At 66.3% G+C, this 23,158-nt stretch carries 22 protein-coding genes; 12 read left to right on the top strand and 10 right to left on the bottom strand.

Annotation, left to right across the window (positions count from 1 at the left end):
* Positions 1-149 precede the first annotated feature (149 nt).
* Complete coding sequence (locus tag BBA01S_RS29710) at positions 150-455, top strand: DUF4148 domain-containing protein (RefSeq protein ID WP_027819635.1); 306 nt, start codon at positions 150-152, stop codon at positions 453-455.
* 268 nt (positions 456-723) lie between these two features.
* Here BBA01S_RS29710 and mnmH read toward each other — a convergent pair whose 3' ends face one another.
* The 10 genes from mnmH to upp form a co-directional block, all read right to left on the bottom strand.
* Positions 724-1,800: a tRNA 2-selenouridine(34) synthase MnmH gene (gene mnmH / locus BBA01S_RS29705; protein ID WP_027819634.1), complete on the bottom strand. Its 1,077-nt coding sequence runs from the start codon at positions 1,798-1,800 to the stop codon at positions 724-726.
* A gap of 38 nt (positions 1,801-1,838) precedes the next feature.
* Positions 1,839-3,308: a ribonuclease G gene (rng, locus tag BBA01S_RS29700; protein ID WP_027819633.1), complete on the bottom strand. Its 1,470-nt coding sequence runs from the start codon at positions 3,306-3,308 to the stop codon at positions 1,839-1,841.
* An 8-nt stretch (positions 3,309-3,316) separates the two neighbouring features.
* Positions 3,317-3,940: a Maf family protein gene (locus tag BBA01S_RS29695; protein WP_027819632.1), complete on the bottom strand. Its 624-nt coding sequence runs from the start codon at positions 3,938-3,940 to the stop codon at positions 3,317-3,319.
* 177 nt (positions 3,941-4,117) lie between these two features.
* Positions 4,118-4,588 carry a 23S rRNA (pseudouridine(1915)-N(3))-methyltransferase RlmH gene (gene rlmH, locus BBA01S_RS29690; protein WP_027819631.1) on the bottom strand — a complete coding sequence of 157 codons (471 nt, stop codon included), beginning with the start codon at positions 4,586-4,588 and terminating at the stop codon, positions 4,118-4,120.
* A 30-nt stretch (positions 4,589-4,618) separates the two neighbouring features.
* A complete protein-coding gene (gene rsfS / locus BBA01S_RS29685; RefSeq protein WP_027819630.1) occupies positions 4,619-5,086 on the bottom strand; it encodes a ribosome silencing factor in 468 nt (155 codons plus the stop codon).
* 2 nt (positions 5,087-5,088) lie between these two features.
* The gene (locus BBA01S_RS29680) at positions 5,089-5,892 is read right to left on the bottom strand and encodes a nicotinate-nucleotide adenylyltransferase (protein WP_084162627.1); all 804 of its coding nucleotides are present in this window, start codon (positions 5,890-5,892) and stop codon (positions 5,089-5,091) included.
* Positions 5,893-5,896: 4 nt separating this feature from the next.
* The gene (gene hemF, locus BBA01S_RS29675) at positions 5,897-6,850 is read right to left on the bottom strand and encodes an oxygen-dependent coproporphyrinogen oxidase (RefSeq protein WP_042298102.1); all 954 of its coding nucleotides are present in this window, start codon (positions 6,848-6,850) and stop codon (positions 5,897-5,899) included.
* Positions 6,851-7,241: 391 nt separating this feature from the next.
* Positions 7,242-8,516, bottom strand: a complete 1,275-nt coding sequence (gene purD, locus BBA01S_RS29670) for a phosphoribosylamine--glycine ligase (protein WP_027819627.1) — start codon at positions 8,514-8,516, stop codon at positions 7,242-7,244.
* A gap of 118 nt (positions 8,517-8,634) precedes the next feature.
* A complete protein-coding gene (locus BBA01S_RS29665) occupies positions 8,635-9,363 on the bottom strand; it encodes a YebC/PmpR family DNA-binding transcriptional regulator (RefSeq protein WP_027819626.1) in 729 nt (242 codons plus the stop codon).
* A gap of 443 nt (positions 9,364-9,806) precedes the next feature.
* Positions 9,807-10,457 (bottom strand): uracil phosphoribosyltransferase, encoded by a 651-nt coding sequence (upp, locus tag BBA01S_RS29660; RefSeq protein ID WP_027819625.1) that lies wholly within the window; start codon positions 10,455-10,457, stop codon positions 9,807-9,809.
* A 382-nt stretch (positions 10,458-10,839) separates the two neighbouring features.
* Between upp and BBA01S_RS29655 the strand changes: the two genes are divergently transcribed.
* From BBA01S_RS29655 to kdpE, 11 genes are all read left to right on the top strand, one after another.
* Positions 10,840-11,619, top strand: a complete 780-nt coding sequence (locus tag BBA01S_RS29655; protein ID WP_027819624.1) for an SDR family oxidoreductase — start codon at positions 10,840-10,842, stop codon at positions 11,617-11,619.
* Positions 11,620-11,682: 63 nt separating this feature from the next.
* Positions 11,683-12,072, top strand: coding sequence for a methylglyoxal synthase (locus BBA01S_RS29650; protein WP_027819623.1), 390 nt, complete (start codon positions 11,683-11,685; stop codon positions 12,070-12,072).
* Between the two features lie 42 nt (positions 12,073-12,114).
* Complete coding sequence (locus tag BBA01S_RS29645; RefSeq protein WP_027819622.1) at positions 12,115-13,089, top strand: quinone oxidoreductase family protein; 975 nt, start codon at positions 12,115-12,117, stop codon at positions 13,087-13,089.
* Between the two features lie 476 nt (positions 13,090-13,565).
* Positions 13,566-14,435 (top strand): phosphotransferase family protein, encoded by an 870-nt coding sequence (locus BBA01S_RS29640; RefSeq protein WP_027819621.1) that lies wholly within the window; start codon positions 13,566-13,568, stop codon positions 14,433-14,435.
* 141 nt (positions 14,436-14,576) lie between these two features.
* Positions 14,577-14,702 carry a hypothetical protein gene (locus BBA01S_RS48210; RefSeq protein WP_027819620.1) on the top strand — a complete coding sequence of 42 codons (126 nt, stop codon included), beginning with the start codon at positions 14,577-14,579 and terminating at the stop codon, positions 14,700-14,702.
* The gene (kdpF, locus tag BBA01S_RS29630) at positions 14,699-14,791 is read left to right on the top strand and encodes a K(+)-transporting ATPase subunit F (protein WP_027819619.1); all 93 of its coding nucleotides are present in this window, start codon (positions 14,699-14,701) and stop codon (positions 14,789-14,791) included. The genes BBA01S_RS48210 and kdpF overlap by 4 nt, the downstream gene beginning before the upstream one ends.
* Positions 14,788-16,593, top strand: coding sequence for a potassium-transporting ATPase subunit KdpA (gene kdpA, locus BBA01S_RS29625; RefSeq protein ID WP_027819618.1), 1,806 nt, complete (start codon positions 14,788-14,790; stop codon positions 16,591-16,593). The genes kdpF and kdpA overlap by 4 nt, the downstream gene beginning before the upstream one ends.
* Positions 16,594-16,609: 16 nt before the next feature.
* Complete coding sequence (gene kdpB, locus BBA01S_RS29620) at positions 16,610-18,706, top strand: potassium-transporting ATPase subunit KdpB (protein WP_027819617.1); 2,097 nt, start codon at positions 16,610-16,612, stop codon at positions 18,704-18,706.
* Between the two features lie 36 nt (positions 18,707-18,742).
* Entirely contained in the window at positions 18,743-19,321 is a 579-nt protein-coding gene (gene kdpC, locus BBA01S_RS29615) for a potassium-transporting ATPase subunit KdpC (protein ID WP_027819616.1), read from the top strand.
* Between the two features lie 164 nt (positions 19,322-19,485).
* Positions 19,486-22,416: a sensor histidine kinase gene (locus BBA01S_RS29610; protein WP_027819615.1), complete on the top strand. Its 2,931-nt coding sequence runs from the start codon at positions 19,486-19,488 to the stop codon at positions 22,414-22,416.
* Positions 22,409-23,107 carry a two-component system response regulator KdpE gene (gene kdpE / locus BBA01S_RS29605; protein ID WP_027819614.1) on the top strand — a complete coding sequence of 233 codons (699 nt, stop codon included), beginning with the start codon at positions 22,409-22,411 and terminating at the stop codon, positions 23,105-23,107. Before BBA01S_RS29610 ends, kdpE begins: the two co-directional genes overlap by 8 nt.
* The last annotated feature ends 51 nt before the right edge of the window (positions 23,108-23,158 follow it).

Below are 23,158 nucleotides of genomic sequence, written 5' to 3'. Positions count from 1 at the left end.
GGGCTTCACGCGATCCTTCTGCGAGATGGAAAGGTCTTGTTTGAGTTTAGGGGTTAACCCTGAAACTCGATAAGCCTACGATGCGTACATCGGTCGCATGCACATACCGTCGCACGTCGACCGTCTAGTCCAAACTGGAGGTCGTTACCATGAAGTCCCTTATTCAAGCCGTTGCCGTTGCCGCTGCCCTTATCGTTCCGGTTGCTTCGTTCGCCCAGCAGGCGCCCGTGACCCGCGCCTCGGTGCGCGCCGAACTGGTTCAACTGCAGCAAGTCGGTTACCACGTTGGCGACGGCGACCAGGCGCATTACCCGGAAGCGATCCAGGCTGCCGAAGCCAAGGTCGCCGCGCAAAACGGCAATAGCGCCTACGGCGGTGTCGCGAATGCATCGCAATCGGGTGTGCGCGGCGCTACGGTGTCGCAGCAAGACTGGAACGCGATGTACACGCGCTAAGCGCAGCGCAGCAGGACAGCGCGTCGGATCGCGGAGGGCGGTGCGGCGCGAGTGGTAGAGCGGGTGGCTGCGCGGTGTGAAGACACTGGCTCAGCGCGCTGCCCGCATGGAAAAAGCGTCGAATCGATACCTCCACCATCGGCCATTCCGATGGTTTCGCCCGGACACGGAATGGGTGTCCGGGCGCTTTTTCCTGAAGGCCGCCATGCGTATTGCTGGCGGCCTTTGTGCATTTCTGCGGTGCTTTTGCGGCTTTCTTGCTGCGCTTTTATTGCGCGGCGGATTTGCTAGAAAGATCGACGTCTTCGAGCTGCGCGAGCAGCGAACGCGCTTCCTCGACGGCATCGGCCGACATCGGATGGAACGTGAAGTGCGGCGCGCGGGCCAGCGATTCGAAGTGCTTGCGCGTGCTGCGCGTGTAGGCCGGATCGTAGTGCTGCGTCACGAGGGCCTCGGACAGATCCGCGCGGCGATCCTCGTCGAGCAGCTGGCACCAGGACGCGATGCGCTCGCGACCATGCAGCGGCGTGAGCTTGAGCAACTGCTCGCGAAAGTAATCGCGCTCGGCGAGCAGGTGGCCGTATTCCTCCAGCAGCAGCGCGACGCGCTCTTCGCGCGCCACATCGACGACGACGCAGGGCGCGCCGTGCAGCCCTTCGACCAGCGCGACCGGCAACGTGATCGCGCCGATGCGCCGGCTCTCCGCCTCGACGAAGACCGGTCGCGCCCTATCGAAACCGCGCAGTGTCTGCACGAGCGACGTGTCGAACGCTTTTTGTGGCGGCTGCTGGCGCGCAGGCAACGCGCCCAGCAACGAGCCCCGATGCGCGGCGAGCGCTTCGAGATCGAGTATCTGCGCGCCCGCGCGACCTAGCGCATTGAGCAGACGCGTCTTGCCGCTGCCGGTAGGCCCGGTCAGGACAACGAAGCGGAATTGCTGCGGCAACGTGCCGAGCGCTTCCAGCACGCTATGGCGATACGCCTTGTAGCCGTCTTCAAGCTGCCGCGCGCGCCAGCCAATCATGTTGAACATCGCCGTCATCGAGCCCGAGCGCTTGCCGCCGCGCCAGCAGTAGATGAGCGGGCGCCAGTTGCGCGGCCGGTCGGCGAAGGTCGTATCGAGATGCATCGCGATATTGCGCGCGGCGAGGGCCGCGCCCACACGCGTCGCGTCGAACGGCGACTGCTTGTAAAGCGTGCCGACGATCACGCGCTCTTCGTTGCTGAGGACGGGGGCGTTGATCGCGCCGGGGAGGTGATCCTCGGCGTACTCGAGCGGCGTGCGCACGTCGACGACTTCGTCGAATTCGCCGAGTTGGGACAGGGTGACGCGCTGGTGATTCAACTGCGGTGCTCCGGTGAGGCAGGCGACGGTGGTGCGGGTTACATCAACACAATGTCATACTGCTCCTGGCTCAAATTCGACTCCACGCGCAGCGACACCGGCTTGCCGATGAAATCGATCAACATGGCCAGATGTTGCGATTCGTCTTCAAGAAACAGATCGATCACCTGCTGCGACGCCACCACGCGGAACTCGCGCGGATTGAACTGGCGCGACTCGCGCAGGATCTCGCGCAGCACGTCATAGCACACCGTACGCGCCGTCTTCACCTGCCCCTTGCCCAGACATGTCGGGCACGGTTCGCACAGCACATGCGCGAGCGATTCGCGCGTGCGCTTGCGCGTCATCTCCACGAGACCGAGCTGCGAGAAGCCATTCACCGTTACCCGCGTACGGTCGCGCGACAGCGCCTTCTTCAGCTCGCCGAGCACCTGGTCGCGATGCTCGACGTTCTCCATGTCGATGAAGTCGATGATGATCACGCCGCCCAGATTGCGCAGCCGCAACTGACGCGCGATCGTATGCGCCGCTTCAAGATTGGTCTTGAAGATCGTGTCGTCGAAGTTGCGCGCGCCCACGTAACCGCCCGTGTTCACGTCGATGGTCGTCATCGCCTCGGTCTGGTCGATGACCAGATAGCCGCCCGACTTCAGGTCTACGCGGCGCGACAGCGCACGCTGGATCTCGGCCTCGATGTTGTAGAGGTCGAACAGCGGACGCTCGCCAGTGTAGTGATGCAGCTTGGGCTGCACGGCGGGCGTGAATTCGGTGGCGAATTCGCTGAGCTTCTGGAAGGTCTCGCGCGAATCGACCTGGATGCGCGTGGTCTCGTCGTTGACGAAGTCGCGCAGCACGCGCTGGCCCAGGTTCAGGTCCTGGTAGAGCAGGCTGGTCGCGGGCAGGCGCTGCGCCTGCGAGAGGATCGTCGCCCACGTCTTGCGCAGATAGGCGACGTCGGCGGCGAGTTCTTCGCTTGTCGCGTCTTCGGCGATCGTGCGCACGATGTAGCCGCCTTTTTCATCGGCGGGCAGCACGGCGGTCAGGCGCGCGCGCACGGCTTCGCGCTCGGCCTCGCTCTCGATCTTTTGCGAGATGCCGATGTGCGGTTCCTGCGGCAGATACACGAGCGTGCGGCCCGCGATGCTCACCTGCGTCGACAGGCGCGCGCCCTTGGTGCCGATCGGGTCTTTCACGACCTGCACCATCAACGTCTGGCCTTCGAAAACGGTCTTTTCGATAGGCTGGTGATGAGCGTTCGTATGCGGCTCGCCCGCGAGACGCGGGTGCCAGATATCGGCGACGTGCAGGAAGGCGGCGCGCTCCAGGCCGATGTCGATGAAGGCGGACTGCATGCCCGGCAACACGCGCACGACCTTGCCGAGATAGACGTTGCCGACGCGCCCGCGCGAGAGCGTGCGCTCGACGTGAAGCTCCTGGACTGCGCCTTGCTGGACCAACGCAACACGCGTCTCCTGAGGCGTGACGTTGATCAGGATTTCTTCGTTCATGATTGGTTTTAGAAGTCGATGCCCGCGGCGCGCAGGAGGGCGGCTGTTTCGAAAAGCGGCAAACCCATGATACCCGAATAGGAACCGTCGATTCGCTCGATGAATTCGGCGGCGCGGCCCTGGATGCCATAGGCGCCGGCCTTGCCGAACGGCTCCTTGCTCGCCACGTAATGGGCGATGGCGGCGGGCAGCACGGCTGCAAAACGCACGTGCGAGCGCGATACGGCGACCGGCAGCACGACGCCTTCGGCGTTGACCACGGCCACGGCGGTGAGCACTTCATGCTCGCGGCCGGCGAGGCGTTCGAGCATCGCGTAGGCGTCGGCGGCATCGTGTGGCTTGCCGAGAATATGGCCGTCGATGCTCACCGTGGTGTCGGCGGTGAGGATCGGTGCGTGCGCGTGCGCGCCTGCCACCAGCCGTGCGCGCGCGGCGTCGGCCTTGGCGGCGCAGACGCGCTCGACATAGACGGCGGCGGTTTCGCCGGGCAGCACCGCTTCGAGCGCTTCGGCGTCTTCGTCGGGACGCGGCAGCAGCAGCTCGAAACGCACGCCGAGCTGCTGGAGCAGTTCCTGGCGGCGCGGGCTCTGCGAGGCCAGGTAGACGAACGGATAAGTCGCGGAGTGGGTCATCGGGCGTAGTTACGTCTTGAAGAGACGGAGTTCGGATGAGCGCCTGAGCGCGCGGGCGGGCGTCGTGCCAATCGCGCACGCACGCCCTGCACGCATGCCGGCACGCAGGGTCGTCATGCAGGCTCACACAGGCCGCTGATGCGGCTTGCATGGCCCGTTACGTGCTTTCAGGCGCGCTTAAACGCGATGATAGGGGTGATTCTGCGTGATGGTCCAGGCGCGGTAAAGCTGCTCGGCGAGCAGCACGCGCACCATCGCATGCGGCAGGGTGAGGGAGGACAGGCGCAGCAGTGTGTCGGCGCGCGCCTTGAGCTGCGGATCGAGCCCGTCCGCGCCGCCGATCAGGAACGCCACGTCGCGCCCGTCCTGCTGCCAGCCCGGCAGGGCCTGGGCGAGCTGCATCGTAGTCCAGTCGCGGCCACGCTCATCCAGCGCAACGATGCGCGCGTTCTTCGGCAAGGCGGCTTCGATGCGCGTGCGCTCGGCGGCCATCACGCTTTCGGCGGAACGGCCCGACGAGCGCTGCTCGGGCTTCACCTCGCGAAGCTCGATACGCAGCTCGGGCGGCATGCGCTTCGTGTACTCCTCGAAGCCTTCGGCGATCCAGTCCGGCATCTTGTGGCCGACGGCGACGATATGCAGTTTCATGTGCCAGGGAGTGCGAACGTGCGACCGGGCTTACTTCGCGGTCTTGCGCGCAGCCGTCTTGCGGGCGGGCTTCTTCGCCGCGACCGGCGCTTCTTCGCCTTCGTCTTCGTCGTCCATCGGCTCGCTCGGACGCGCGCCCACGAAACCCGTGTTGGCGGCCAGCTTCAGGCGCACCGGCTTGTCGCCCCAGATTTCTTCGAGGTTGTAGTACTGGCGCAGCGCCGGTTGCAGGATGTGGACGACCGCGTCGCCGCAATCCACCAGCACCCATTCGCCGATGTCTTCGCCTTCCGTGCTGACGATGTCGCCGCCGGCTTGCTTGACCGCCTCGCGCACGCTGTTGGCGAGCGCCTTGGTCTGGCGGTTCGAGGTGCCGCTCGCGACGACCACGCGGTCGAACAGCTCGGTCAGGTGGCTCGTGTTGAAGACACGGATGTCCTGTGCCTTGACGTCTTCGAGACCGTCGACGATAGCGCGTTGAAGTTTTCGGATGTCCATATTTACCCGTGGTGCCTGTACAGATGATGTTGATGAATATAGTCCCACACGGCTGCGGGGACTTTTCCGGCGGCCAGGCCGCCGGGTGTCGTTGTTTGCGCGCCGTTTTTATCGGACGTCGCGCTTGTCGTGCTTGTACCGCTTTGGCCGCTATTGCCGCTATTGCCGCTTTTGCCGCCTGTACCGATCGCCTGGCGGATCTGCGTCGCCGACACGTCGAGCGCAAGCGTGTCGTCGATCAGCAGATGACCGCAGCGCGTGGCCGCCAGCGTGGCGGCGTTGGCGCGGCGTGCGGCCACGGCGGCGCCCACTTCGCGCGGCAGCGTCGCGAAATCGAAGCCGGGGCGGCTCGCCACGCCCAGATGCGCGAGGCCGAACAGCTCGCGCCATTCGTGCCACGAATCCAGGTGCAGCAACTGATCCGCGCCCATCAGCAGCGTGAGCGCGGCGTTCGCGTTGCTCGTGCTCTTCGCGCGCCAGCGGCGCAGCGTGTCCACCGTATAGGTGGGGCCGTCGTGCTCGATCTCGTCGGCGTCGACCGTGACCGTCACGTCCGGCAGGTCGAGCGTGGCCGCGGCCAGGCGCGTCATGGCAAGCCGATGCATGGCCGCGCTCACCTCCGGCTTCTGCCAGGGCTGGCCGGCAGGCAGCAGGATCACTTCGGTCAGGTCGAGCACGCGCGCGAAATGGCGCGCGAGCGCGAGATGGCCGTCGTGAATCGGATCGAAGGTGCCGCCGAGCAGGCCGACGCGCCGCTCCAGAGGAGCGGGCGCCTGGGTTGCCGGGGTGACGGAAGCAGTCGTCACGTCGTCAGATCCAGTCGCGCACCGGCAGGAAGTCGCTGTAAAGACGCGCTTCCGGCGTGCCCGCCTGCGGCTGCCAGTCGTAGCGCCAGCTCGCGCCCGGCGGCATCGACATGAGGATCGACTCCGTGCGCCCGCCGCTTTGCAGGCCGAAGTGCGTGCCGCGATCCCAGACGAGGTTGAACTCGACGTAGCGGCCGCGCCGGTACGCCTGGAATTCGCGCTCGGCTTCGCTGTAGGGCATCGCGCGGCGCTGTTCGATGATCGGCAGGTACGCCTTCAGGAAGCCGTCGCCGACGCTGCGCATCATCGCGAAAGCCTGGTCGAAGCCGCCTTCGGCGTAATCGTCGAAGAAAATCCCGCCAACGCCGCGCGCCTCGTTGCGGTGCTTGAGGAAGAAGTACTCGTCGCACCAGCGCTTGAAGCGCGGATAGAGCGTGTCCCCGTAAGGCGCGAGCGCGTCGCGACAGACGCGGTGGAAATGCTGCGCGTCTTCCTCGAAGCCGTAATAGGGCGTGAGATCCATGCCGCCGCCGAACCAGAACACCGGCGCTTCGCCGGCTTTCGTCGCCATCAGCAGGCGCACGTTCATGTGCACGGTCGGGCAGTACGGATTGCGCGGATGCAGCACGAGCGAGACGCCCATTGCCTCGAAGCCGCGGCCGTTGAGCTCGGGGCGTGCGGCGGTCGCCGAGGGCGGCAGGGCGTCGCCTTGCACGTCCGAAAAGCCGATGCCGCCGCGCTCGAAGAACTGGCCGTTTTCGAGGATGCGCGTGCAGCCGCCGCCGCGCAGCTTTTCGCCGGGCGCGCGCTGCCATGCGTCGGTCGCGAAAGGCGTGCCGTCGAACTCGCCGAGCGCGTCGGCGATGCGCATCTGCAGGCCGGAAAGCCACTCGCGCACTGCGGTGCTGTCATGCGTCGCGCCGTCGGGCGCCACGCCGGATTGAATCGTTTCGGTCATCGATGAAGGGGCGCAGGAGGCTCATAGCCGGCGCGGCGCCAGGATTACTTCGGATTCGGAATGCAGACCGCGCGTGGCGCGGTTTTGTCGGCGAACGGATGCTGCAAAAGTATCCGTTCTGCGCAAGTTTACGCCGATCTGCGCGGGTTTGGCCCTTTGCGCGGCTCCTCGAACGGCCCTTGAGCTGCGCTCCGGCAGCCTGTTGGGGCCGGATGGCGTTCGAGCGTTCGCGGGGTTGCCGATCACGGAGATCAGCCCAACCGCGCGGCGTGCCCATGCGTCCTGCGGTTTTCAGGCGGCAAAGTGAAGCCGGAACCTCAAGCCGCATGGGCACACCGCGAGCCGGGCGCTGGCCAGCGGCACAAGCCGCGAGCGAGCGCCCGTCAACACCTTACTGCTTGCGCCCCGCCGCGCGGTAACCGATGTCGTGGCGATACTGCATGCCATCGAACGAGATGCGGTTCACCGTTTCATACGCGACGTTCTGTGCGCTGCGCACGGAATCGGCGAGACCCACCACGCACAGTACGCGGCCACCCGAGGTCACGAGCTTGCCGTCGACGAACTGCGTGCCCGCGTGGAACGTGACCGAGTCAGCCGTTTCCGCCGGGATGTCGCTGATGCGATCGCCCTTGCGCGGCGTTTCCGGGTAGTTGTGCGCGGCCAGCACCACGCCGAGCGCCGTGCGGCGATCCCATTCCAGCTCGACCTGGTCGAGCGTGCCGGCGATGGCGTGCTCGAACACCTTCGAGAAGTCGCCCTTCAGGCGCGCCATGATCGGCTGCGTTTCCGGGTCGCCCATGCGGCAGTTGAATTCGAGCGTCTTGGGGTTGCCTTGCGCGTCGATCATCAGGCCGGCGTACAGGAAGCCCGTGAAGCGAATGCCTTCCTTCTCCATGCCCGCCACGGTCGGCAGGATGATTTCGCGCATCACGCGGGCGTGCAGTTGCGGCGTGACGATCGGCGCGGGCGAGTAGGCGCCCATGCCGCCCGTGTTCGGGCCCTGGTCGCCGTCCTGCAGACGCTTGTGATCCTGGCTCGACGCCAGCGCCAGCACGTGCTTGCCGTCGACCATGACGATGAAGCTCGCTTCTTCGCCCGCGAGGAATTCCTCGATCACGACACGCGCGCCGGCATCGCCGAGCTTGTTGTCGGCCAGCATCGAATCGATCGCCTGATGCGCCTCTTCCAGCGACATCGCGACCACCACGCCCTTGCCCGCGGCAAGGCCGTCTGCCTTGATCACGATCGGCGCGCCGTGCGTGTCGACGTAAGCGTGCGCGGCCGTCGCGTCCGAGAAGGTCTCGTACGCGGCGGTCGGGATGTTGTGGCGCTTCATGAACGCCTTGGCGAAATCCTTCGAGCTTTCGAGCTGCGCGGCTTCCTTCGTCGGGCCGAACACCTTCAGGCCGCGCGAACGGAACACGTTGACGATGCCCGCGGCGAGCGGCGCTTCCGGGCCGACCACGGTGAAGGCCACCTGTTCGCGCTCGGCGAAATCGGCGAGCTCGTTGATGTCCGTGATGTCGACGTTGGCGAGCCGCTCGTCCTGCGCGGTGCCGCCGTTGCCCGGTGCGACGTAGACGAGCTGGACGCGCGGCGCCTGGGCGAGCTTCCACGCCAGTGCATGTTCGCGGCCGCCAGAACCGACGACGAGTAACTTCATGAGAATCCCCGAAAGACCAGAACCAGAAACAGTTGCGGCTGGCGCACGTGCGCCAGCCGTGAAAAGCGAGGGGGCGCGCCGCGGCGTGAACCGTGCTGCGCGCGCCGCGCCGATGCCGTTATTCGTCGGCGATCGACGCGTTGGAGTAGACCTCCTGGACGTCGTCCAGGTTTTCGAGCGCGTCCAGCAGCTTCTGCATCTTCACGGCGTCGTCGCCCGTGAATTCGACTTCCGTCTGCGGCTTCATCGTGACTTCGGCCATTTCCGCCTTGAAGCCGGCGGCTTCGAGCGCGTCCTTGACCTTCTGGAACTCGAACGGCGGGCAGACCACTTCGATCGAGCCGTCTTCGTTGGTCACGACGTCGTCGGCGCCGGCTTCGAGCGCGGCGTTCATGAGGTCGTCTTCCGACGTGCCCGGCGCGAACACGAACTGGCCGACGTGATCGAACAGGAACGCGACCGAGCCGTCCGTGCCCATGTTGCCGCCGAACTTCGAGAACGCGTGGCGCACTTCCGCGACCGTGCGGGTGCGGTTGTCCGTCATGGTGTCGACGATCACCGCCGCGCCGCCGATGCCGTAGCCTTCGTAGCGGATTTCTTCGTAGTTCGCGCCATCGACGCCGCCCACGCCGCGCTGGATCGCGCGGTTGATGTTGTCCTTGGGCATGTTGGCGTCATAGGCCTTGTCGACGGCCAGGCGCAGACGCGGGTTGGAGTCGATGTCGCCCCCGCCCATGCGCGCGGCCACCTGGATTTCCTTGATCAGGCGCGTCCAGATCTTGCCGCGCTTCGCGTCAGCAGCCGCCTTCTTGTGCTTGATGTTGGCCCATTTGCTATGACCCGCCATACCTTTCTCCGTCGCACGCGCGAGGCGTGCATGGTGCAATTGTCGTTGCTGCGGTGTAGTCGCCGCAGTGTCCAGGTGACGATGACCGGGCGCGGCACGGCGCGCGTTCGCGCGTCATGCGGCCTCTGGAAACGTCGAGTGTCTGTCCGCCTGGGGTCGGTGCGCCGCGCATGCGCTGGCGCCACACGTGCCGCCCGGGGCGCTGCGCAGCGCGAGGGCGGGGTTGCCGCCCGCCCGTGATGGAGCGCCCGGTGTGCGAGGGCGGCCAGGGCCCGGCCAGGCGCCGCGCGAGGCGGGCAGCCATCCGGAGCCGTCGCGACCGTCAGGTGGATCTGAATTTTATCACGCCGCACCTGCGCGGCTGCGGCCCCTTTTGTGGCGCTTGCGTGGCGCTTGCGTGGCGCTTGTGTGGCGCTTGCGGCGCTTCGACAGCGCCTTCACGCTCAGTTCTTGGTGCCGAACAGGCGGTCGCCCGCGTCGCCCAGACCCGGAATGATGTAGGCGTGGCCGTCCAGGTGCGAATCGAGCGACGCCACGTACAGCTTGACGTCCGGATGCGCCTTCTGGAACACGTCGACGCCTTCGGGCGCGGCCACCAGCGCGAGGAACAGGATGCGATCGCCCGGCACGCCACGGCGCTTGAGCACGTCGATGGCGTGCGCGGCCGAGTAGCCGGTCGCGACCATCGGATCGCACAGGATGAAGGTGCGGTCTTCCAGGTCGGGCAGGCGCACGAGGTATTCGACCGGGCGATGGTCGTCGGCGCGATACACGCCGATGTGACCCACGCGCGCCGACGGCACCAGCTCCAGCAGGCCGTCGGACATGCCGACGCCCGCGCGCAGCACCGGCACGATGGCCAGCTTCTTGCCGGCGATCACGGGCGCGTCGACTTCGACGAGCGGCGTCTGCACGCGGCGCGACGCGACCGGCAGGTCGCGCGTGATTTCATAGCCCATCAGCAGCGTGATCTCGCGCAGCAGCTCGCGGAACGTGCGCGTGGACGTGTCCTTGTCGCGCATGTGGGTGAGCTTGTGCTGGATCAGCGGGTGGTCGAGGATGAAGAGATTCGGAAAACGGCTGTCCTGTTTCATGGCGGGGCGCACAAGGCTGCAAGAGAATTCGGGGAGATTCGGGCGGGGCCCGTGGCGCGCGGCAGGCGCCCGGACAGGGCGTCCGGGGCGATTCGCGGCAGCGCTGGCCCGCGCTACAGCCGCAAGTATACGGGAAGCGCGCGCGAACCGATCCACGAACTGTTGGGGGCGCGGCGCCTGGGGCGGCGACTGCAGGCAATTAACGCCGAATACCGTCGACGACCCTCGAATACCGGCGACCACGCGCCCGAGCCGATTCTTCTAGAATCGCAAAAACCGATGAAGCGGGGGCGACGAGGTCGCCGCCCGCGTTTTAAGCCGTTACCCAACGCCGTTATTCAACGCTGTTACCTAACTTCAGCAAGCGACGAGGAAGAACACCATGGACATGGGCATTGCAGGACGCAACGCGCTGGTATGCGCGGCCAGCAAGGGACTGGGGCGCGGCTGCGCCGAGGCGCTCGCCGCCGAAGGCGTCAACGTGACGATCGTCGCGCGAACGCAAAGCACGCTGGAGGAGACCGCCGCGCAGATCCGCGCGAGCACGGGCGTCGAGGTCAACGCCGTGGCCTGCGATATCACCACGGAAGCGGGCCGCGCCGCGGCGCTGGCTGCCTGCCCGTCGCCGGACATTCTCGTCAACAACGCGGGCGGCCCGCCGCCGGGCGACTTCCGCAGCTTCACGCGCGAGCAGTGGCTCGCCGCGCTCGACGCCAACATGCTCACGCCGATCGCGCTGATCCAGGCGACCATCGACGACATGATCGCGCGCGGATTCGGGCGCATCGTCAACATCACGAGTTCGTCCGTGAAGGCGCCCATCGACGTGCTGGGGCTGTCCAACGGTGCGCGCTCGGGGCTTACGGGCTTCGTCGCGGGTGTGGCGCGACAGGTCGCGAGCACGGGCGTAACGATCAACAGCCTCCTGCCGGGCGTGTTCGACACCGACCGCATCAAGACCACCATTGCGGCGCAGGCCGGCAAGAGCGATCTGTCGCTCGACGAAGTGCGCGCGCGCCGCATGAAGGCGATTCCGGCGGGCCGCTTCGGCACCCCGGACGAGTTCGGGCGTGCCTGCGCGTTCCTGTGCAGCGTCCACGCGGGCTATATCACCGGACAGAACTGGCTCATCGACGGCGGCGCCTATCCGGGCACCTTCTGACGTGCGAGGATGCCTGCGCATTCATTTCACCCGCCAACCCAACCGAAGCCAGGAGCCGAACCCATGCCCACCCGCGTCGCACTGATCGCGCACGACCACAAGAAAGACGACATCGTCCGGCTTGCCGGCGAATACGTCGATACGCTGCGCCGCTGCGAGCTGCTCGCGACCGGCACGACCGGCGGGCGCATTGCCGCCGCGCACGGCCTGAACGTCGAGCGCCTGCTGTCGGGGCCGCATGGCGGCGACTTGCAGATCGGCGCGCGTCTGGCCGAAGGCAATGTCGAGGTGGTGATTTTCCTGCGCGACCCCATGACGCCGCAGCCGCACGAACCCGACATCAACGCGCTCGTGCGCGCCTGCGACGTGCACGACGTGCCGTGCGCGACCAATATCTCGACGGCGCGCATGATTCTCGATGCGCTCGCGCTGCGCATGAAGGATGTGATCTAGGCGCTGCGCTTTCCTGCGCGGCCTCAACATGGAAGAGACATGATGACCAAGGCAATCCGATACGAGCGAACCGGCGGCCCCGAAGTAATGCAGTGGGTCGATGTCGAAGTGGGCGCGCCGGGCGAGGGCGAGATCCGCGTGAAGCAGAGCGCGTGCGGCCTGAACTATATCGACGTGTATTTCCGTACCGGCCTGTATCCGCAGCAGCTGCCCGCGGGACTGGGCATGGAAGCGGCGGGCGAGGTGGTGGCCGTCGGCGCGGGCGTGACCAGCGTGAAAGTGGGCGAGCGCGTCGCCTACGTGGGCCGCCCGCCGGGCGCTTACGCTCAGGAGCGCGTGCTGCGTGCCGACCAGGTGATCCGCTTGCCCGATGCGATCAGCGACGAACAGGCCGCCTCGGTGATGCTGCAAGGCCTCACCGCGCAATATCTGCTGCGCCGCACTTACCGCGTGCAGCCTGGCGACACGATTCTGATCCAGGCGGCCGCGGGCGGCGTGGGCCTGCTCGTGTGCCAGTGGGCCAAGGCGCTGGGCGCGACGGTGATCGGCACGGTCGGCTCGGACGAAAAGGCCGAAGTCGCGAAAGCGCATGGCTGCGACTATCCAATCGTCTACACGCGCGAGGACTTCACGGCGCGCGTGCGCGAAATCACGGGCGGCGCGGGCGTGCCGGTGGTGTACGACTCGATCGGCAAGGATACGTATGTGAAGTCGCTCGACTGCCTCGCGCCGCTGGGCATGTTCGTGAGCTTCGGCAATGCGTCGGGGCCGTTGCCGCCGATTGATTCGTCGGAGTTCTCGTCGCGCGGTTCGCTGTTCTTTACGCGCCCGACGCTGTTCTCGTATATCGCCAAACGCAGCGACTATGAGGCGATGTCGGCGGAACTGTTCGAGGTCATTGCATCGGGCAAGGTCAAGACGTCGATCAACCAGCGTTACGCGTTGAAAGACGTAGGCCAGGCACACGCCGATCTCGAAGCGCGGCGCACGACGGGTTCGACGATCCTGATTCCGTAAAGCAATATCGCAGCACCAGAAAACCCAAAAGCGCGCATGCCAGTCATGCGCGCTTTTTTATTGTCTGGCGTGATGGACACGATGGGGCTCAATCGCCTGAATAGCTTACGAAAACTTCCGTAAGGAAAGAATACAGCTGTAAAGAAGGCATATTCCTTACCGAGTTACGTCAGGTCTCTCATAAACGGTAACGCTGCGAAATGCCTCGTAATGAATTATCGAGCGCTGGCGGTGCATCGTCACGAAGGGTAATACACGTAATCTCAACCGAAAGCCGATCCAAAAGATGGCTCCCTACACTGCCTCGCAATTCGGCGGCAGTGCCGATTACAAAATGAAATCGGGGGCTTTCTTTCATGTCGATTATCCCAGCGCCTGCTTCGCCTGAAGCGCCTGCGCCAACCCATGCACCGGCACCTCAAACGCTTGAAGAATCGACTACGCTCGCACAGGCTCAATCGATCATTCGGACTGCGATGCAAACCGAGCCGCTTGCGCTCGAACGACAGACGTTGTCGCAAAGCGGCAACGCCGTCTTTCGCGTCGACCTGGCAGGCGGGCGAACGGTGGTGCTGCGCATGAGTCCCTTGCGGGGCGCGTTTGCGTGGACGGCGCACAATCTCAACGTGCTGCGCACGATCGGCGTGCCGGTACAGGCGGTGCTGGCTTCGGGTGGCGCATCGTCGGGCGGCTCCTATGTCGTGATGAGCTGGCTGCCGGGACGCGATCTGATGTTCGAATTGCCGCTGATGCAGACTGCGCACGCCGCCGCGCTCGCCGACAGGGTCGCTGCCTGCCAGCAGCGCGTTGCGGCGCTCGCGCAAGGGCAGGGTTTCGGCTGGGCGCCGATTGGACAACCCGCACTGGCCGCGAGCTGGGGCGAAATGTTCGGGCGTCCGGTCGAAGAACCGCTAAACGAACCGCAGACGCCGCTCAACCTGTTGCGCGCACGTCTGCGCGCGTTGCGTCGCGAGCTGGAGCCGTACTTCGGCTCGGTTCAGCCGGTGTGCTTTCTCGACGACCTGACGACCAAAAACGTCATCGTCGAAGACGGGCAACTGAGCGGACTCATCGATCTGGACTTCGCCTGTTACGGAGACCCGCTGCTCGCGGTGGGCAACACACTCGCGCAGCTGGCGGTGGAGGACAGCGCGGCGGCGCGCGTCTATGGCGCCGCGCTCGTGGAGCGTTGGCAGCCGCGAGGCGATGCGCGCCGCGCGATGCATTTTTATAGCGCGTTGTGGCTGACGACGGCCATCGCCGCTGCCGATTCGATGGGCGACGCCGCCCGCGTCGACGCCCTGCGTCCCGTCGTCCACGCGATCCTCGACGCCGCCGCCGCGTAATTTCCCGCCTCGAAGAAACGGCGCATGGACGCCGTAATCGCGCCGCGTTTACGCGATTTTTATACGCCCACCACAAGCTTTGATCCGGATTTAACGCGATAAACCTTACCTTACCGCCATCCATCAATGGAGAACACGACAATGGATGTGCTGTATATCGGGGGGCTGGCGGTCTTCGCTGCGCTCACATACGCGTTGGTCGCCGGCTGCGGAAAGCTCATGCAGTTCCGTCGCGTCGACCAGAGCGCCACGGGAGCGCGCTCATGACCTGGATCTTCTGGCTGTCGGGGGCGGCGACGCTGTTGCTGTTCGTCTATCTCGTCCATGCGCTGCTGCGCGCGGAGGATATCGAATGAACGCCAACAACCTGCTGCAAACGGGTATTTTCGTCGTCGTCCTGCTCGCGCTGGCGGTGCCGGTCGCGGGCTACATCACGCGTGTGCTCGACGGGCGCTCGCGCGTCGTGCGCCTGTTCGCGCCCGTGGAGAACCTGCTGTACCGCATCGCCGGCGTCGATCCGGCCGCGGAGATGAACTGGAAGCGCTATGCGCTCGCCACCATCTCGTTCAACGTCCTTGGCGTGGGCTTTCTCTACGTGCTGCTGCGCGTGCAGGGCTGGCTGCCCGGCAACCCGCAGGCCTTCGGCGCGATGACGCCGGACGGCGCGTTCAACACGGCGGTCAGCTTCGTCACCAACACGAACTGGCAGGACTATTCGCCTGAGCAGACCGTGAGCTATCTCACGCAGATGCTCGGCCTCACCGTGCAGAACTTCCTGTCGGCGGCAACGGGCATCGTGGTGGTGATCGCGCTGATCCGCGGTTTCGCGCGCCATTCGGTGCAAACCATCGGCAACTTCTGGGTCGACCTCACGCGCACGACGCTCTACATCCTCGTGCCGATGTCGGCGCTCGTCGCAGCGTTGCTGATGAGCCAGGGCATGATCCAGAACTTCAAGTCCTATCAGGATGTGCCGACGCTGCAAACCACGACCTACGCCGCGCCGAAGCTCGATGCCCAGGGCAACGCCATCAAGGACGCGAAGGGCAACCCCGTCACGGTCGATACGAAGGTGACGACGCAGACGCTCGCCATGGGCCCGGTTGCTTCGCAGGAAGCGATCAAGATGCTCGGCACCAATGGCGGCGGCTTCTTCAACGCGAACTCCGCACATCCGTATGAGAACCCGACGCCGTTCTCGAACGTCGTCGAAATGTTGGCGATCCTGATCATTCCGGCGGCCCTGTGCCTCGTATTCGGCTCGATGGTCGGCGACCGCAGGCAGGGCGTGGCGGTGCTCGCGGTGATGACGATTGCGTTCGCGGTGGCGGTGGGCGTGGAACTGTCGGCCGAACAGGCGGGCAACCCGATGCTCACGACGCTGAACGTCGACCAGCACGCCAGTGTGTTGCAGGCGGGCGGCAACATGGAAGGCAAGGAAACGCGCTTTGGCATCGCGCAGACGGGCATCTTCGTCGTGGCGACCACGGCGGCTTCGTGCGGCGCGGTCAACGGCATGCATGACTCGCTCACGCCAATCGGCGGCCTCGTGCCGATGCTCTTCATCCAGCTGGGCGAAGTGATCTTCGGCGGGGTGGGGTCGGGTCTGTACGGGATGCTGGTGTTCGCGCTGCTCGCGGTGTTCGTGGCCGGCCTGATGATTGGGCGCACGCCGGAGTATGTGGGCAAGAAGATCGAATCGTTCGAGATGAAGATGGTGTCGATCGTGATCCTGCTCACGCCGCTGCTGGTGCTGCTCGGCACCTCGATTGCCGTGCTCACCGACGCGGGCAAGGCCGGCATCGCCAATCCGGGCGCGCACGGCTTCTCGGAAATCCTCTACGCGTTCAGCTCCGCCGCCAACAACAACGGCAGCGCGTTCGCGGGCCTGACCGTCAGCACGCCGTTCTACAACTGGCTGCTGGGCGTTGCGATGTGGTTCGGCCGCTTCGGCACCATCGTGCCGGTGCTCGCCATCGCGGGTTCGCTCGCGAGCAAGAAGCGTATCGCCGTCACGGGCGGCACGCTGCCCACGCACGGCCCGCTGTTCGTCGTGCTGCTGCTCGGTTGCGTGCTGCTGGTGGGTGCGCTCACCTATGTGCCGGCGCTTGCGCTCGGGCCGGGTGTCGAGCATCTGATCATGCTCGGCGTGCATTGAACGGGGACTTCTTCAAATGACACAACATAGTGCAACACGTTCCATGTTCGATCCGGCGCTCCTGCGTCCGGCCATCGTGGATTCGTTCAGGAAACTCAAGCCGCGCACCCAGTTGCGCAATCCGGTGATGTTCTGCGTCTACGTGGGCAGCGTGCTCACGACGATCCTCTGGATCGCGGCGCTGATGGGCCAGGCCGAAGCGCCCGCGGGCTTCATTCTCGCGGTCGCGCTCTGGCTGTGGTTCACGGTGCTGTTCGCGAACTTCGCGGAAGCGCTCGCCGAAGGCCGCTCCAAGGCGCAGGCCGCATCGCTGCGCCAGGCCAAGCGCGACGTGATGGCCAAGAAGCTCAACGAGCCGCATCCGAAGGCGCCGATCCGCATTACGACCGCCACCGAACTGCGCAAGGGCGACGTGGTGCTGGTCGAAACCGGCGACGTGATTCCCGCCGATGGCGAGGTGATCGACGGCGTGGCCTCGGTCGACGAATCGGCGATCACGGGCGAATCCGCGCCGGTGATCCGCGAGTCGGGCGGCGACTTTTCGTCGGTGACGGGCGGCACGCGGGTGCTGTCCGACTGGATCGTCGTGCGCGTCACGGCCAATCCGGGCGAGGCGTTCCTCGACCGCATGATCGCGATGGTCGAAGGCGCCAAGCGCCAGAAGACGCCGAACGAAATCGCGCTGACGATCCTGCTGGTGGCGCTCTCCATCGTGCTGCTGATGGCGACCGCAACGTTGCTGCCGTTCTCGATGTTCTCGGTCGAAGCCGCGAAGATGGGGCACGTGGTCACCATCACGGCGCTCACGGCGCTGCTGGTGTGCCTGATCCCGACCACCATCGGCGGGCTGCTGTCGGCGATTGGCGTGGCGGGCATGAGCCGCATGATGCAGGCCAACGTGATCGCCACGTCGGGCCGCGCCGTGGAAGCCGCAGGCGACGTGGACGTGCTGCTGCTCGACAAGACCGGCACGATCACGCTGGGCAACCGCCAGGCATCGGCGTTCGTGGCCGCGCCCGGCGTCAACGAGGAAGCGCTGGCGGACGCCGCGCAACTCGCCTCGCTCGCCGACGAAACGCCGGAAGGCCGCAGCATTGTCGTGCTCGCCAAGCAGCGCTTCAACATTCGCCAGCGCGACATGGCGGCGCTGCACGCCGTGTTCCTCGCCTTCAGCGCGCAGACGCGCATGAGCGGCGTGGACATGCCGGGCCGCGAGATCCGCAAGGGCGCCGCCGACGCGGTGAAGAACTACGTCGAGCAGCACGGCGGCCGCTTCCCGGCGGAAGTCAGCGCGGCGGTGGACGAAGTCGCGCGGCGCGGCAGCACGCCGCTGGTGGTGGCCGAGCGCCACGGCGAGGGCGACGACGCGCAGGCGCGCGTGCTGGGCGTGATCGAGCTGAAGGACGTGGTGAAGGGCGGTATCAAGGAGCGTTTCGCCGAGCTGCGCAAGATGGGCATCAAGACCGTGATGGTGACGGGCGACAATCGCCTGACCGCCGCCGCGATCGCCGCCGAAGCAGGCGTGGACGACTTCCTCGCGCAAGCGACGCCGGAAACCAAGCTCGCGACCATTCGCGAACATCAGGCGCAGGGCAAGCTGGTGGCGATGACGGGCGACGGCACCAATGACGCCCCGGCGCTCGCGCAGGCCGACGTAGCCGTGGCGATGAATACGGGCACCCAGGCCGCGAAGGAAGCGGGCAACATGGTCGACCTCGATTCGAACCCGACCAAGCTCATCGAGATCGTCGAGATCGGCAAGCAGATGCTCATGACGCGCGGCTCGCTCACGACGTTCTCGATCGCCAACGACGTCGCCAAGTACTTCGCGATCATTCCGGCGGCGTTCGCCTCGACGTATCCGCAGCTGCGCGTGCTCGACGTGATGCACCTGACGTCGCCTGCTTCGGCGATTCTCTCGGCGGTGATCTTCAACGCGCTAATCATCGTGATGCTGATTCCGCTCGCGCTCAAGGGCGTGAAGTACCGGCCGCTCGGCGCTGCGACGCTGCTGCGCCGCAATCTGCTGGTCTACGGCCTCGGCGGCATTCTCTTGCCGTTCCCGTGCATCAAGCTGATCGACATGGTGCTGACCGCGTTCGGCTGGGTTTAAACCATCGCTCTCTTTCTTGTTAGCCAGGAATCCAAAATGAAAGCGCAGTTTCGTCCTCTGATCGTGTTGTTCGCCGTACTCGCGGCGATCACCGGTCTCGTCTATCCCGCCGTGATGACGGTGTTCGGCCAGGCGGTGTTCCATCGTCAGGTCAACGGCAGTCTGGTCGAAGTCGGCGGGAAGGTGGTCGGCAGCGAGCTGATCGGCCAGCAGTTCGATGCGCCCAAGTACTTCTGGGGCCGCCTGTCGGCGACCACGCCGATGCCGTACAACGCGCAAGGCTCGGGCGGCTCGAACCTCGGCCCGACCAACCCGGCGCTCGCCGATGAAGTCAAAGGCCGTATCGACGCGCTCAAGGCCGCGGGCACCGACGTCTCGCAGCCGATTCCCGCCGATCTCGTGACGTCGTCGGCCAGCGGTCTCGATCCCGAGATCTCGCCCGCCGCCGCCGCGTACCAGGTCGCGCGTGTCGCGAAGGCGCGCAATATCAGCGCGAACGATGTGCAGGCGCTCGTGGATCGCTACACGAAGGGTCGCCAGTTCGGCCTCTTCGGCGAGCCGCGCGTGAACGTGCTGGCGCTGAACCTGGCGCTCGACGGCAAGGACGCAAGCTGATCGTCCTGGCCGGATGCGAATGCACCGCACGCCGTGCAAGCGGCGTGCGGTTTGCCGTTTGCCGTTGTTTTTGCGCGTAGTTTGCTTATTGAGGGCCACGGTGCGACCATCATCGTCTGCGCCGCGATGCCCGCCCCGAACACGACACTATTGGCCCAAGCTGCATGAACCGCCCCGATCCCGACGAACTCCTCGATCGCCTGCAGCGCGAGGAAGAAAAGCGCCGCCGCGGCAAGCTGAAGATTTTCTTCGGCGCGTCGGCGGGCGTCGGCAAGACCTATGCGATGTTGCAGGCCGCGCGCCGCCGCGCCGAAGAAGGCGCGGACGTGGTGGTCGGCATCGTCGAAACGCACGGGCGCAGCGAGACCGCCGCGCTCACCAGCGGCCTCGACGTGCTGCCGCGCCTGCGTCTGGCGTATCGCGGGCGCATGCTCGACGAATTCGATCTCGACGCCACGCTCGCGCGCAAGCCGCAACTCGTGCTGGTCGACGAGCTCGCGCACTCGAACGTGCCGGGCGCGCGCCACCTCAAGCGCTGGCAGGACGTCTACGAACTGCTCGACGCGGGCATCGACGTGTACACGACCGTCAATGTCCAGCACCTGGAAAGCCTCAACGACGTGGTCGGGCAGATCACCGGCATCCGGGTGTGGGAGACGGTTCCGGATCGCGTGTTCGATGGCGCGGACGAAGTCACGCTGGTCGACCTGCCCGCCGAGGAACTGCTCGACCGCATGCGCGACGGCAAGGTCTATCTGCCTGCCCAGGCCGAGCGCGCGGTGCGCAACTTCTTCCGCAAGGGCAATCTGATCGCGCTGCGCGAGCTGGCGCTGCGCCGCACCGCCGACCGGGTCGACGCGCAGATGCACGAGTACCGCGCCGACCGTTCGATTCAGCATGTCTGGCAGGCGCGCGAGCGGCTGCTGGCCTGCATCGGCCCGGGCCCCGAGGCGCCCGCGCTGGTGCGCGCGGCGGCGCGCCTCGCCGCGAGCCTCAAGGCCGACTGGATCGCCGTTTATGTCGAGACACCGAAGCTCCAGCGCCTGCCCGATGCGATCCGTGAACGCACGCTCAGCGCGCTCAAGCTCGCCTCCGAACTGGGCGCGGAAACCGCGACGCTCGCCGGTGAGGATGCCGCGGTCACGCTCGCCGGTTATGCGCGGCTTCGCAACGTCTCGAAGCTGATCGCGGGCGCGTCGCTGCGCACGGGTTTTTCGCGCTGGTTCAAGCGCCCGTTCGGCGAGCGTCTGGCGGAAAAGGCCGGCGACGCCGACCTGACGCTCGTGCGCGCAAGCGGCAACGAAATCGACCGGCTGAATAGCCGCGGGTCGTCCGAAGGCGGATTTGACAGCGGCTCGGCCGCCGCGCGCGCGGCCAACGCCTGGCGCGCCGCGATCGGGCAGGGCGGCGCGAACCGCTCGCCGCCGCGCGCCTACGCGGCGGCCATGGTGATCTGCGCCTGCATCACCTTGCTCGCGAACCAGCTGAACGACCGCATCGCGCTCGCCAACCTGGTGATGCTGTATCTGCTCGGCGTGATCTTCACGGCGACGAAGCTCGGGCGCGGCCCGGGCGTGCTGCTCTCGTTCGCAAGCGTGGCCGCCTACGACTTCTTTTTCGTGCCGCCGCGCCTGTCGTTTTCGGTGAGCGACACGCAGTACCTGCTGACCTTCGTCGGCATGCTGCTGACCTCGCTCGTCATCAGCCATCTCACGTCGAGCCTGCGCCGCGAGGCGAGCGTCGCGCAGCGCCGCGAACAGCGCACGGGCGCGATGTACGCGATGGCGCGCGAACTGGCGGCGGCGCTGGCGACCGAGCAGATCGTCGCAATCGGCAGCCGCCATGTGAGCGAGGTGTTCGGCGCGCGCGTGGCGATCCTGCTGCCCGACAGCGCCGACAAGGTTCAGCAGAAGATCGAAGATCCCGATCCGCAGATCATCCTCGATGCGTCGAGTCTCGATATCGACGTGGGGCAGTGGGTGTACGACCAGCAAAAGCCCGCGGGCCACGGCACCGATACCTTGCCCGCGGCGACGGCGCGCTATCTGCCGCTGAAGGCGCCGATGCGTACGCGCGGCGTGCTGGCCGTGGTCACGCGCGACGCGCGCGAATTGCAGGTGCCCGAGCAGCAGCGCATGCTCGACGCCTTCGCCGCGCAGATCGCGCTCGCGCTCGAACGCGTGCACTACGTGGAGATCGCGCGCGATGCGCTCGTCAACATGGAGTCCGAACGGTTGCGCAACTCGCTGCTTTCGGCGATCTCGCACGATCTGCGCACGCCGCTGACGACCATCGTCGGTTTCTCGTCGATGCTCGCGCAGACGCATGAGCCGACCACCGGCTTGCACGATCCGCAGAATGCGCGCGAGGGCGAGCTGATCGAGGCGATCCACGACGAGGCGCTGCGCATGACGGGCATCGTCACGAACCTGCTCGACATGGCGCGACTCCAGGCGGGCAGTCTCAAGCTCAACCGGCAGTGGACGCTGCTGGAGGAAACCGTGGGCGCGGCGCTCGCCGCGTGCCGCCGCGTGCTGGCGCGCCATCCGGTACAGGTGAAGCTCGAAGAGGACTTGCCGCTGTTGCAGCTCGACGCCGTGCTGATGGAGCGGCTGTTCTCGAACCTGCTGGAAAACGCCGCCAAGTACACGCCGGCCGATACGCCGCTGACCATCGCCGCGCGCCGTATCGAGCAGGGCGGGCAGCCCTTCGTGCGCGTGAGCATCGACGATCGCGGCCCGGGGCTGCCGCCCGGCATGGGCGAGCGCGTGTTCGAGAAGTTCACGCGCGGCGAGAAAGAGTCGGCCAAGCCCGGCATTGGACTGGGGCTCGCGATCTGCCGCGCGATCGTGGAGGCGCACGGCGGTACAATCGGCGCGACCAACCGCGTGGATGCCGATGGCCATGTGCTGGGCGCATCGTTCTGGTTCGCACTGCCGGTCGAGGAGCCGCCGCCGCTGCCCGCCGACATTCCCGAAATCCCTGAAGTCCCGGAAGTCCCGGAATCCGCCGAAGACGAACCTGCGCACGGGCCGACCGACGACGCGCACGCAGCGCCTACCAAACCTCTCGATTCGAATGCCGCCCATGAGTGACCCGAGTCTCGCCGTTGTCCTGATCGAAGACGAAAAGCAGATCCGCCGCTTCGTGCGCGCGTCGCTGGAGGGCGAGGGCATTGCCGTCTACGACGCCGAAACCGGCAAGCAGGGCCTCGTGGAAGCGGCCACGCGCAAGCCCGATCTCGTCATCGTCGATCTGGGGTTGCCCGATACGGACGGCCTCGACGTGATCCGCGAACTGCGCGGCTGGAGCGACCTGCCTGTGATCGTGCTCTCGGCGCGCACGCAGGAGAGCGAAAAAGTCGCCGCACTCGATGCGGGCGCGGACGATTATCTGACCAAGCCGTTTGGCGTATCGGAGCTGCTTGCGCGCATCCGCGCGCATCTGCGCCGGCGCAACCGCGGCGGCGCGAACGAGGAGCCGCAGGTGAGCTTCGGCGCGGTGACCGTCGATCTGGGGCTGCGCCAGGTGACGCGCGAGGGCACGCTGGTGCACCTCACGCCCATCGAATACCGGCTGCTCGCGACGCTCGTGCGCGACGCGGGCCGCGTGCTGACACACCGGCAACTGCTGCGCGAGGTCTGGGGGCCGTCGCATGTGGAGAGCAGCCACTACCTGCGCATCTACATGGCGCATCTGCGCCAGAAACTGGAGCGCGATCCCGCCCAGCCCGAGCACATCATCACCGAGACGGGCGTGGGGTATCGGCTCGTTGGCGTGCAGTAGAGCGCGCAGGTTAAACGTTAAGGCAGCGAGGCACGCCTGAAGCCCGCTCCG

The sequence above is a fragment of the Paraburkholderia bannensis NBRC 103871 genome (assembly GCF_000685015.1).
Classification (GTDB): Bacteria; Pseudomonadota; Gammaproteobacteria; order Burkholderiales; family Burkholderiaceae; genus Paraburkholderia; species Paraburkholderia bannensis.
The sequence above is the reverse complement of the archived record's forward strand: the minus strand, read 5'-3'. Positions and strand labels throughout refer to the sequence as shown.